Origin of the sequence: Streptococcus pluranimalium (assembly GCF_047785745.1) — a bacterium.
Lineage (GTDB): Bacteria > Bacillota > Bacilli > Lactobacillales > Streptococcaceae > Streptococcus > Streptococcus pluranimalium_B.
Map to the genome: position 1 here is coordinate 1 of NZ_JBLOJT010000061.1, position 10484 is coordinate 10484.

Sequence of the window (10484 nt, forward strand, 5' to 3'; positions counted from 1 at the left end):
AAGAAAGCTTATTTGCAATTCAAGTGTGATGAATGTCATGTTGTCGTTAATAGCTTGTTATATTTCTTCAATATGATATACAGGTCTGACAATGAAAGGAAGTATTTAATATGACATCAAAAACACTTATAGCAACTTTAGGTTTTGCAGCTGTTTCTGGTTTAACCTTAATGGCGAATGACACCGTAAGTGCTGATCAATATAGTTCAAACTATTCTTATAGCTACAACTATAGTTATAATAGTTACGGCAATTTTTATCAGGACACGAAATGGTCAAGTCAACCTTCAATCAGTCAAGTAGCAGTATCGAATACTAGTTCAAATGGTTATCCAGTCGGTCAATGCACCTGGGGTGCTAAGATTTTAGCTCCTTGGGCTGGTAGTTACTGGGGGAATGGTGGTGACTGGGCTGCTAGTGCAGCAGCAGGTTTTCCTACCGGAACGACACTTCAGGTTGGTGCTTTGATAGTCTGGACTGATGGTGGATACGGACATGTGGCTTATGTAACAGATGTGGCTGCAGATGGCCAGATTCAAGTAATGGAAGCTAATTATAATGGCAATCAAGCAATTGGAAATTATCGTGGTTGGTTCAATCCACTAGCAAGCGATACACCAGGTATGGTGTCTTACATCTATCCTAATGCTTGATGTTGGCTTCAAGTCTAAATACCTCAATTCTTGAAGAGAGTGATGGCTACCTTTATTCTCTGAATCATCCCACATAGTGAGTAACGGTAGTTTTGCTTGATAGATCTTGTGTAAAACTCTCTAATAATAGAAAGCTAGATTTTGTCTAGCTTTTTTTGATGCTTCTTAATGCTAACCTGATTAGGTTTTGGATGGTATTGTTTAAGGTATTTGAAGTATATAAAAATCAGCTAGCCTAGCTAACTGATTTAGGTTTATTTGTTATTGTTATTCTCTTTGTCTGGTGTCAAGACCATTGGAATGATGATTGGTTCACGCTCTGTCTTTTCATAGAGGAAAGGACGGATAGCATTGACAATAGCACCATTGACAGACTGAATGCTAGCATCTTTATTTTTAAGAGCAATACGGATAGCATTGAACAAGACACGTTGGCATTCACGGATAAGGTCACCAGATTCACGCATGTAGATGAAGCCTCGACTGAGGATATCTGGACCAGCAAGAATCATTTTTGACTTGAAATCAACAGTTGCAACAGCAAGGACAACCCCATCTTCTGACAAATCTTTACGATCGCGAAGAACAGCAGCACCGATATCACCGATTCCGTTACCATCAACGTAGATGTCTTGAGCGTTGAAGTGACCTGCACGACGAGCGGAGTCTTTTGTTAAGGCTAAGACATCACCATTTTCCATGATAAAAATGTTATCTTTAGGAACGCCAGTATCGATAGCAAGTCCAGCATGGACTTTTTGCATACGGTACTCACCATGGACGGGCATGAAGTATTTTGGTTTTATCAAGCGAAGCATGAGTTTCTGCTCTTGTTGACCACCGTGTCCAGATGTATGGATGTTGTTAATTTTACCATGGACAACTTCAACACCAGCTTCTTGGATAGTATTGATTAATTTATTAACACTTGTGGTGTTACCAGGGATTGGGCTTGATGAGAAGATAACAGTATCACCAGGTTGCAAGGTTACTTGACGGTGCATACCATTAGCGATACGTGCTAGGGCTGCCATTGGCTCTCCTTGAGAACCAGTACACATGATAAGAATTTCGCTAGCGTGGTAGTTTTTCATCTCACTTGGCTCAATAATAGTCCCTTTTGGAACCTTGATATAACCAAGCTCGACACCATTGACAATAGCTTTCTCCATTGAGCGCCCAAAGACGACAATCTTACGTCCTGTTTTAACAGCGGCTTCAGCAGCTTGTTGTAAACGGAAGATATTTGAGGCAAAGGATGCAAAAATGATACGTCCTTCAATACCTTCAATGAGTTTCATGATGGACTGTCCGACGACTTTTTCTGAGTTAGTAAAAGTTGGAACTTCCGCGTTGGTAGAGTCAGAGAGGAGGCAAAGAACACCTTCTTCTCCAAGAGCTGCCATACGGTGAAGGTCAGCTGGTTCACCAACTGGTGTAAAGTCGAACTTAAAGTCCCCGGTACAAACAATTTTCCCTTGAGGCGTGTGGATAACAATGCCTAAAGGCTCTGGAATAGAGTGGGTAGTACGGAAAAAGGTAATGCTAAGGTTTTTAAAGGTCAATTCAGTGTTATGATTGATTTCAAAAAGTTTAGCATCTCTTAAAAGACCATGTTCTTCAAGTTTGCCACGGATGAGGGCAAGCGCAAGAGGTCCAGCGTAAATTGGGATATTGGCTTGTTTGAGGAGGAAGGGAATACCACCGATATGGTCCTCGTGACCATGGGTGATGACCAATGCTTTAACACGGTCAATGTTCTCAACGATATAAGAATAGTCAGGGATAACATAGTCAATCCCTAACAAATCGTCTTCCGGGAATTTAATACCAGCATCAACGATGATAATCTCATCTTGATACTCAATTCCGTAGGTATTTTTTCCGATTTCTCCCAAACCACCAATCGCGTAGACCCCAACTTCTTCGGGTTTTAGATTGATATTTGACATAGTTTCTTGGCGTCTTTTAGCGCCAGTCCTTTCTATCTAGTTTAGATTAAAATGTGGTGAGTTCGAAAACGCCTTTTTCTGTTTCGTAGTCAAGGTGTTTGTCTGATAGGAGTTCGATGTGCTCAATGTTGAAAGCTGTATTTTCTTCAATAAGTTTACGAGCCTTGATACGTCCTTCCAACTCTTCTGTAGCGTCAATGTCAACATAAAGAACTTGTGTTGTTTCACGACGTGGGTTACGTTCTTTTGTTTCTTGGTAGAAAACTTTGTAAATCATAAAATTCCTTTCTGGTTTAGTTAATCGCTGACAATAAAAGAAGACAACCCGTTTGGTTAGGTTGACTCAATGTGATCATTTCTGCATCATGCGTTAACCGTGATATCGTTACAATTATCTTAAATTATACCATAAAGACAGGGTATAGTAAAAACATTGACGAGAAAACTTTGCAGGACTAGGCTAGTTGCAAATATGATATAATATTGAAATAATTAAACAAGAAGGAAGTTCTCATGAAAGTTTTAGCATTTGATACCTCAAACCAAGCTTTGTCAGTAGCACTTTTGGAAGATCAACACTTACAGGCGGAGACTTGTCTTACTATTAAGAAAAATCACAGTATCAGCTTGATGCCAGTAATTGATTTTCTGATGCAGCAAGTTGGCTGGCAGCCGTCTGACTTGGAGCGTATCGCCGTGGCGCAAGGACCTGGTTCTTATACAGGTCTTCGTGTAGCAGTAGCGACAGCTAAAACCTTGGCTTATAGCCTTAAGATTGACTTGGTAGGTGTGTCTAGTTTGCAAGCATTGGCCTTACCAGTAAGCTCTTCAGCTGTTTTGGTTCCTTTGATTGATGCTAGGCGCCAGCATGCCTATGTTGGTTTTTATCAGAATGGGAAAGCTATTGCTGAAGATCATTATGCTAGCATTGATGAGGTTATCGAGCAAGCAAAGACTCATGACCAGGTCTGCTTCGTAGGAGAAGTTGCCGCCTTTGCTGAAAAGATTGCGACGGATTTTCCAGAAGCAACCTATCAAGTAAGCTTACCATCAGCTTATGAGGTGGGAAAATTAGCCTTGAGACTGCCTAGTGCAGACATTGATGCTTTCTTACCCCATTACTTGAAGAAGGTAGAAGCAGAAGAAAATTGGCTCCAAGCCAATCAAGCAGGTGACAGAGATGACTATATCAAAAGGGTCTAATCTGTCTAAACAACAGTTAGTCGATGGTGTTTTCACTGTTCTTAAAGAGGCTTATGGTCAGTCACCTTGGTCAAAAAATCAAATAAGAGCTGACTTTGAGCAGGATAATACGGATTATTTTTTTCTGTCAGAGGATGAGCAAGTGCTAGGATTCCTATCTACTCAAGATTTATTTGGTGAGATGGAAGTCACCAATATTGCTATCTTACCAGCTTATCAAGGAAGAGGCTTATCTAAACAATTGCTGACCAATCTAGACGAGGTGGATGGACCTATTTTTTTGGAAGTGAGAGAATCCAATCGAAAAGCACAAGGTCTTTATCAGCGATTTGGTTTTGCGAAGGTCGGTTGTCGAAAAAACTATTACCATAATCCAATTGAAGATGCAGTATTAATGAAACGAGAAGCAAGATAATGTTAGAAAAAGGAGTTGGCATGTCTGATCGCTATATTTTAGCCATTGAGAGTTCTTGTGATGAGACTAGCGTGGCTGTTTTAAAAAATGAAGCAGAGTTATTGAGTAATATTATTGCCAGTCAAGTGGAAAGTCACAAGCGTTTTGGTGGTGTGGTGCCTGAAGTAGCTAGTCGCCACCATGTGGAAGTGATGACGATTTGTATCGAAGATGCCTTAGTCGAGGCTGGTATCACTGCTCAAGATTTATCCGCAGTGGCTGTGACTTATGGTCCTGGTTTAGTTGGTGCCCTCTTAGTTGGTTTATCGGCCGCTAAAGCTTTTGCCTGGGCTCATGGCTTGCCTTTAATCCCAGTCAATCATATGGCAGGACATTTGATGGCGGCGCGTGAACAAAAAGAGTTGACCTATCCACTCCTGGCACTTTTAGTTTCGGGTGGGCATACCGAGTTGGTATATGTATCAGCGCCTGGTCAGTATCATATTGTAGGGGAAACTCGAGATGACGCCGTTGGCGAAGCTTACGACAAGGTTGGTCGTGTGATGGGTTTGACTTATCCTGCGGGTCGTGAGATTGACCAGTTGGCGCATCAAGGAAATGATGTTTATGATTTTCCAAGAGCCATGATTAAGGAAGATAATCTTGAGTTTTCATTTTCTGGTCTCAAGTCAGCTTTTATTAACCTTCATCATAATGCTGCTCAAAAAGGAGAAGAACTAGTCTTAGAGGATTTATGTGCCTCTTTCCAAGCTTCTGTTATGGATGTTCTTTTGGTAAAAACGAAAAAAGCTTTGGACATGTATCCAGTTGAAACCTTGGTTGTTGCTGGTGGTGTTGCCGCTAATGCAGGTCTTAGGGAGCGTCTTGCTGAGGAAATTACAGACGTGGATGTTATCATTCCACCACTTCGCCTTTGTGGGGATAATGCGGGTATGATTGCTTTTGCGGCAGCTGTTGAATACGAATTGAACCACACTGCAGGTCTTGATTTGAATGCTAAACCTAGTCTGGCATTTCCGACTTTTGAATCCTAATAACTTAGAAACACAGCTTGAGTTCAAGTTGTGTTTTTGTTATAATTGACAAATATTCTGAAAATTCAAAAAAAGGACTTATGGATAGACAAGAATTTTTTAGGGGGGCGAACGCATCCTTACCCACAGCTGTCGGCTATGTCTCTATTGGCCTTGCTTGTGGTGTGGTTGGTGCAAGCAGTGGCTTGACTGCATGGGAAATGGGATTGATGAGTATTTTTATCTATGCAGGATCGGCACAGTTTGCCTTTGCGGCACTAGCCTTGGCTAATGCCAGTTTATTTTCTCTAACGGTTACGATTTTTTTAATTAATCTGCGCCATTTGTTGATGAGCTTACATGCTACAACTATTTTTAAGGGAATTTCTTTAAAACAGGGGATTGGCATTGGAAGTCTCTTGACGGATGAAAGTTATGGCGTGTTATTGAGTGAGCGAGTTCATCGAAAAGATATTTCAACATCTTGGATGCATGGTAATAACATCATAGCGTATCTGACATGGATTGTAGCTGTTGTTCTTGGAACACTCATTGGTTCTTATATTCCAGATCCAGTATCGTTAGGCTTAGATTTTGCTTTAGTAGCCATGTTTGTCTCGATTTTTGAGAGTCAGTTAACTGGGATTTTGCGTTGGTTAGCAGGTCGAAAAATAGCGATGATTTTAGGCGCGGTGACAGTATCTTATCTCTTATTGACAGTTGTTTTTTCTGAGTCAATGGCTGTTTTGGCAGCTACCTTAATCGGGTGTGAAGTGGGGGTGATGATTGATGACAACTAAGATGATTTTATTAGGTATTTTACTGGGTGCCATTGTTACTTGGATTCCGCGTATTCTACCCTTTATTTTGACAAAGTATAAGGAACTTCCTGAACCACTGATTCGTTTTCTCAATTACTTGCCGATTAGTATTATTTTTGCCTTAACCTTATCCAGTTTAGTCAATGAGCAAAAAGGTCATCTTCCTCATTTTCACTGGTTGGAGATGTTAACGGTGATTCCAACTTTTTGGGTGGCTATTAAAAGTAAAAATATTTTGTTATCTGTTTTGACAGGAATTGTCATCATGGCTGTACTTCGCTTGGTATTTTAGGGGAATTTTTAGTACAATTTTGGTAAGAAAAGAGGTAGCTATGTTACATTTTGAAAATGACTATAATGAAGGTGTTCATCCAGAACTCTTAAAAGCGATTGTGGAAACAAACGAGGTTAACCAAGCGGGTTATGGTTTTGATAGTTACACTGCTCAGGCCACAGAGAAAATCCGTCAAGCGATTGCTTGTCCTGAGGCTCAAGTGCAGTTTTTAGCTGGTGGGACGCAAACCAACCAAATTGCTATTGACAGTTTATTAAAATCTTATGAAGGTGTCATCTCAGCTGAGACAGGTCATATTGCGACGCATGAAGCGGGTGCCATCGAATTTGTTGGGCATAAGGTTATCACACTACCACAAAGAGATGGGAAAATTACCGCCAAAGCAGTTGAAGAGTATTTGGTGGATTTTTACAACGATGAAACCTTTGAGCACATGGTTTTCCCTGGGATGGTTTATATTACCCATCCGACAGAATACGGTACTCTCTATAGCAAGGAAGAGTTGGTAGATTTATCAGCCGTTTGTCGCCAGTATGAGATACCGCTTTTCCTTGACGGGGCACGCCTTGGCTATGCTCTACCAGCACAGGGGACAGATGTCACCCTCAAGGATATAGCAGAGCTTTGTGATGTCTTTTATATCGGTGGTACCAAGCTAGGAGCCCTCATGGGAGAAGCCTTGATTTATACCAAAAACAATATGCCTAAGCACTTTTCAGCTATTGTGAAACAACACGGTGCACTACTAGCTAAAGGGCGTTTCATTGGTCTTCAGTTTGACAAATTCTTTACAGAAGATTTGTATCTGAAGATTGGTGAGCAGGCTTTAAACTTCGCAGAGCAATTGAAAACAATTCTTAAAGAGAAGGGCTATCGTTTTTACCTAGAAAGTCCAACCAACCAACAATTTGTGATTGTGGAAAATAATAAATTGAAAGAGCTTCAAGAAAACGTAGTGGTCAGTTTTTGGGAGAAATACGATGACCAACACACTGTCATTCGCTTTGTAACTAGCTGGTCAACCACGCAGGAAGATATTGATGCCTTAACGGCAATTCTATAAACCAACCAAAAAGGTGTTGAGCACGTGCTCAACACCTTTTTGTGATAAAAACTTTTGTATACAAGGATGATAAAGCTATAGCCTTCAGTAAAGAGAAGTTGGCCTCCCTATGAACTCAAGCTTATCATCGATTGAAGTTACCAGCTGGCTTTTTTGACGCCAGGGAGTTGACCTTTATGGGCTAATTGACGGAAATTAATCCGACTAACTCCAAATTTACGCATATAAGCGTGTGGACGGCCATCGATTTTATCACGGTTTTTCAAACGATTTGGATTTGAATCGCGTGGTAGTTTACGAAGGGCTTCATAGTCTCCCTTTTCTTTTAGCTCCCGACGTAAGTCAGCGTATTGTTCAATTAATTGTAATTGTTTTTCATAACGAGCAATTTTAGATTTTTTTGCCATAGTTCCTCCTTCAATCATAGTTAACTGGTTAACTATTAAAGTTTATCAAAAAAGAAAAAAAGTAGCAAGAAAAACTTGTTACTTTTTAAGGATTAATAATGAAGGGCACCAGCCACCCAGCCAGAACATAGGGCAGAAGTGATGTTGAAACCACCTGTGTGGGCGTTGATATCAAGGACTTCACCAGCAAAGTGTAGCCCAGGTACCTTCTTACTTTCAAGGGTTTTAGGATTGATTTCTTTGAGATCAACACCACCTTTAGTGACAAATGACTTAGTCAGATTCATCTTACCAGTAACAGGAATATTGGTTTCTTTGAGCTTATTAATCAAGCTCTCAGTCTGTTTTGGGTCCATTTGTTTGATTTTTTCGGGCAATCCTTCAGAGAAAAATTCGGCTAGACGTTCAGGAATGAGTCCTTTCAGTCCATTTTTGATAGACTTATCACGGTTTTCTGTGAGGTACTGACTGATTTGTTCTCTTGTCATTTTAGGAAGCACATCCAGTGAGAGGATTTCCCCACCGCGAACAAAAGATGAGATACGCAAAGCTGCAGGCCCTGACAAACCAAAGTGGGTAAAGAGCAAATCGTGGGTGATGACGTGCTTGTCGTAAGATAGGGTTACGTCATCAAGGGAGATGCCTTGCAAGGGTTTGTGTGGAAAATCTGTTAATAGGGGGCTTTCCGCTGCTTCGATATCGGTAACTTCAAGTTTAAAATGACGGGCAATATCGTGTCCGAAGCCAGTAGAGCCGGTTGAGGGATACGCCTTACCACCTGTTGTGACAATCAGTTGGTCGCAGGTGAATTCAGTGTCGGCAGATTTTACCGTAAAGATATCATCTTTTTTCTTAACAGAAACGACTTCAAATTGTGTTTTAATTTGACCACCGAGCTCTGAAATTTTATTTTCAAGAGCCTGGATAATGGTGCGCGATTTATCCGTTGTAGGAAACATACGACCGTGGTCTTCTTCTTTAAGTTTGACACCGTTGTCTTCAAAAAAGGCGATAATATCATGGTTGTCAAACTGGGAAAAGACGCTGTAGAGGAAGCGCCCGTTACCTGGAATACCTTCTATTAAGTCTTCAAGTGTTCCACTGTTTGTGACATTGCAGCGGCCTCCTCCAGTACCTGCTAGCTTCTTACCAAGTCGGCGATTCTTTTCTAAAAGTAGTGCCTTTTTCCCGTGGAAGCTGCTTGAGATAGTTGCCATCATACCCGCAGGCCCTCCACCAATAATAATCGTATCAAAATGTGTCATGCTTTTATTTTAGCATAAGTTGACGTGAGAAATGCAGGATAAGGTCTTTTTAGCTTGATTTATAAGCTAAATTGACATCAAAAAGCCTTTGTGATACTATTTTTATAAGTAAAGAGTAAAAGAGGATCAGATGGCTATTGAAAAGACAGTCAGTGAACTAGCTGAAATTTTAGGTGTTAGTCGTCAAGCGGTTAACAATCGAATCAAGACACTTTCAGAAGAGGATGTGGCAAAAAATGATAAGGGCGTGACAGTCGTCAATCGTAGTGGGCTTATTAAGCTGGAGGAAATCTACAAAAAGACGATTTTTGAAGATGACCCTATTGATGAGGAGACGAAACAGCGTGAAGTTTTAGAGCTCTTGATTGATGAAAAGAATTCTGAAATTACGCGTCTGTATGAGCAGTTGAAGGCTAAAGATGCTCAGATAGCTGCAAAAGATGAGCAGATGAGGGTTAAGGATGTTCAGATTGCTGAGAAAGACAAACAGATTGATCAACAACAGCAGTTGACCTTGACAGCTATGCAGGACAAGGAAACCTTAAAGTTGGAACTTGAAGAAGCTAAAGAAGAGGCTAATCAAGCTCGGAATGAAGCCCAAGAAATCCAAGAGAAACACGAAGAAGCTGTTAAAAGAGGGCTCTTTGCGCGCGTGTTTAAAAAGAATAAATAAATGAACGACCCGAAAGGGTCTTTTTTAGAATAGAGGAAAGAAAACGATGGAAAACTTAGATCAATATGTAGCTTTTGATTTAGAATTCAACACGGTTAATGACGTTAGTCATATCATTCAGTTATCTGCAGTTAAGTTTGTCAATCATGAGGAAGTGGCACATTTTGACAGCTATGTCTATAGTGAGGTTCCCTTACAAAGTTTTATTAATGGTTTGACAGGTATTACGTCTGAAAAAATTGCACATGCCCCCAAACTAGAACAAGTATTTTCAGATTTTGCAGACTTCATCCGTGGAGCTACTCTTATTGGTTATAATGCTCATAAATCTGATTTGCCGATTTTAGCTGAAAATGGTCTTGATTTGACAGAGCGCTATGCCGTTGATTTGTATGATGAGGCGTTTGAGCGTAGAAGTAGTGATTTGAACGGCATTGCTAACCTTAAATTGCAGACGGTAGCAGACTTTTTAGGGATTCAAGGAAAAGGGCATGACAGCTTGGAAGATGCCCGCATGACGGCTCTTGTTTATGAAAGATTTCTAGAGTTTGATAGTAACAAGTCTTACTTAGAAGAGCAGGAAGAAAGTCATGGTGATAATCCTTTTGCTGCTTTGGGTGGATTGTTTGATTGACAAGAAGTTGACATCACCTTTACACAAGCTTGACAGCTTTTGTCATAAGTTTATAAAAAATGTAGAAAAATAAATAAAAAGACTTGCAAG

13 protein-coding genes are annotated in these 10484 nt (G+C 40.5%); 9 read left to right on the forward strand and 4 right to left on the reverse strand.

Annotated elements, in window-relative coordinates; genetic code table 11:
* Positions 1 to 110: 110 nt before the first annotated feature.
* On the forward strand, positions 111 to 653 hold the full coding sequence (locus tag ACMZ6U_RS07070) for a CHAP domain-containing protein (RefSeq protein ID WP_416107454.1): 543 nt from the start codon (positions 111 to 113) through the stop codon (positions 651 to 653).
* Positions 654 to 907: 254 nt separating this feature from the next.
* Here ACMZ6U_RS07070 and rnjA read toward each other — a convergent pair whose 3' ends face one another.
* Together rnjA and ACMZ6U_RS07080 are read right to left on the reverse strand one after the other, a co-directional pair.
* A complete protein-coding gene (rnjA, locus tag ACMZ6U_RS07075) occupies positions 908 to 2605 on the reverse strand; it encodes a ribonuclease J1 (protein ID WP_416107456.1) in 1698 nt (565 codons plus the stop codon).
* Between the two features lie 46 nt (positions 2606 to 2651).
* Positions 2652 to 2882: a DNA-dependent RNA polymerase subunit epsilon gene (locus tag ACMZ6U_RS07080; protein WP_416107458.1), complete on the reverse strand. Its 231-nt coding sequence runs from the start codon at positions 2880 to 2882 to the stop codon at positions 2652 to 2654.
* Positions 2883 to 3118: 236 nt separating this feature from the next.
* Here ACMZ6U_RS07080 and tsaB point away from each other — a divergent pair, with 236 nt between their 5' ends.
* The 6 genes from tsaB to ACMZ6U_RS07110 all read left to right on the forward strand — a co-directional run bounded on the left by tsaB (position 3119) and on the right by ACMZ6U_RS07110 (position 7415).
* Positions 3119 to 3808 (forward strand): tRNA (adenosine(37)-N6)-threonylcarbamoyltransferase complex dimerization subunit type 1 TsaB, encoded by a 690-nt coding sequence (gene tsaB / locus ACMZ6U_RS07085; protein ID WP_416107460.1) that lies wholly within the window; start codon positions 3119 to 3121, stop codon positions 3806 to 3808.
* Positions 3786 to 4223, forward strand: coding sequence for a ribosomal protein S18-alanine N-acetyltransferase (rimI, locus tag ACMZ6U_RS07090; protein WP_416107462.1), 438 nt, complete (start codon positions 3786 to 3788; stop codon positions 4221 to 4223). Before tsaB ends, rimI begins: the two co-directional genes overlap by 23 nt.
* A gap of 20 nt (positions 4224 to 4243) precedes the next feature.
* Positions 4244 to 5257, forward strand: coding sequence for a tRNA (adenosine(37)-N6)-threonylcarbamoyltransferase complex transferase subunit TsaD (gene tsaD, locus ACMZ6U_RS07095; RefSeq protein WP_416107464.1), 1014 nt, complete (start codon positions 4244 to 4246; stop codon positions 5255 to 5257).
* A gap of 80 nt (positions 5258 to 5337) precedes the next feature.
* Positions 5338 to 6036 (forward strand): AzlC family ABC transporter permease, encoded by a 699-nt coding sequence (locus ACMZ6U_RS07100; protein WP_416107466.1) that lies wholly within the window; start codon positions 5338 to 5340, stop codon positions 6034 to 6036.
* Positions 6026 to 6349: an AzlD domain-containing protein gene (locus ACMZ6U_RS07105; RefSeq protein WP_416107468.1), complete on the forward strand. Its 324-nt coding sequence runs from the start codon at positions 6026 to 6028 to the stop codon at positions 6347 to 6349. The genes ACMZ6U_RS07100 and ACMZ6U_RS07105 overlap by 11 nt, the downstream gene beginning before the upstream one ends.
* Before the next feature lie 40 nt (positions 6350 to 6389).
* Positions 6390 to 7415: a threonine aldolase family protein gene (locus tag ACMZ6U_RS07110; protein ID WP_416107470.1), complete on the forward strand. Its 1026-nt coding sequence runs from the start codon at positions 6390 to 6392 to the stop codon at positions 7413 to 7415.
* 137 nt (positions 7416 to 7552) lie between these two features.
* Here ACMZ6U_RS07110 and rpsN read toward each other — a convergent pair whose 3' ends face one another.
* The gene (rpsN, locus tag ACMZ6U_RS07115) at positions 7553 to 7822 is read right to left on the reverse strand and encodes a 30S ribosomal protein S14 (RefSeq protein ID WP_104968557.1); all 270 of its coding nucleotides are present in this window, start codon (positions 7820 to 7822) and stop codon (positions 7553 to 7555) included.
* Between the two features lie 92 nt (positions 7823 to 7914).
* Positions 7915 to 9087, reverse strand: coding sequence for an NAD(P)/FAD-dependent oxidoreductase (locus ACMZ6U_RS07120; RefSeq protein WP_416107472.1), 1173 nt, complete (start codon positions 9085 to 9087; stop codon positions 7915 to 7917).
* Between the two features lie 130 nt (positions 9088 to 9217).
* On the opposite strand from ACMZ6U_RS07120, the gene ACMZ6U_RS07125 reads away from it, so the two are divergent.
* Together ACMZ6U_RS07125 and ACMZ6U_RS07130 are read left to right on the forward strand one after the other, a co-directional pair.
* Positions 9218 to 9760 (forward strand): DUF536 domain-containing protein, encoded by a 543-nt coding sequence (locus tag ACMZ6U_RS07125; RefSeq protein ID WP_416107474.1) that lies wholly within the window; start codon positions 9218 to 9220, stop codon positions 9758 to 9760.
* A gap of 46 nt (positions 9761 to 9806) precedes the next feature.
* Positions 9807 to 10394, forward strand: a complete 588-nt coding sequence (locus ACMZ6U_RS07130; RefSeq protein WP_416107476.1) for a 3'-5' exonuclease — start codon at positions 9807 to 9809, stop codon at positions 10392 to 10394.
* Positions 10395 to 10484 lie beyond the last annotated feature (90 nt).

Excerpts from the sequence above, each read along its gene's own strand:
- rnjA (WP_416107456.1), bottom strand. The coding sequence starts at position 2,605 with ATGTCAAATATCAATCTAAAACCCGAAGAAGTTGGGGTCTACGCGATT.
- rpsN (WP_104968557.1), bottom strand. The coding sequence starts at position 7,822 with ATGGCAAAAAAATCTAAAATTGCTCGTTATGAAAAACAATTACAATTA.
- tsaD (WP_416107464.1), top strand. The coding sequence starts at position 4,244 with ATGTCTGATCGCTATATTTTAGCCATTGAGAGTTCTTGTGATGAGACT.
- tsaB (WP_416107460.1), top strand. The coding sequence starts at position 3,119 with ATGAAAGTTTTAGCATTTGATACCTCAAACCAAGCTTTGTCAGTAGCA.
- ACMZ6U_RS07120 (WP_416107472.1), bottom strand. The coding sequence starts at position 9,087 with ATGACACATTTTGATACGATTATTATTGGTGGAGGGCCTGCGGGTATG.
- ACMZ6U_RS07125 (WP_416107474.1), top strand. The coding sequence starts at position 9,218 with ATGGCTATTGAAAAGACAGTCAGTGAACTAGCTGAAATTTTAGGTGTT.
- ACMZ6U_RS07080 (WP_416107458.1), bottom strand. The coding sequence starts at position 2,882 with ATGATTTACAAAGTTTTCTACCAAGAAACAAAAGAACGTAACCCACGT.
- rimI (WP_416107462.1), top strand. The coding sequence starts at position 3,786 with ATGACTATATCAAAAGGGTCTAATCTGTCTAAACAACAGTTAGTCGAT.
- ACMZ6U_RS07110 (WP_416107470.1), top strand. The coding sequence starts at position 6,390 with ATGTTACATTTTGAAAATGACTATAATGAAGGTGTTCATCCAGAACTC.
- ACMZ6U_RS07070 (WP_416107454.1), top strand. The coding sequence starts at position 111 with ATGACATCAAAAACACTTATAGCAACTTTAGGTTTTGCAGCTGTTTCT.
- ACMZ6U_RS07100 (WP_416107466.1), top strand. The coding sequence starts at position 5,338 with ATGGATAGACAAGAATTTTTTAGGGGGGCGAACGCATCCTTACCCACA.
- ACMZ6U_RS07105 (WP_416107468.1), top strand. The coding sequence starts at position 6,026 with ATGACAACTAAGATGATTTTATTAGGTATTTTACTGGGTGCCATTGTT.
- ACMZ6U_RS07130 (WP_416107476.1), top strand. The coding sequence starts at position 9,807 with ATGGAAAACTTAGATCAATATGTAGCTTTTGATTTAGAATTCAACACG.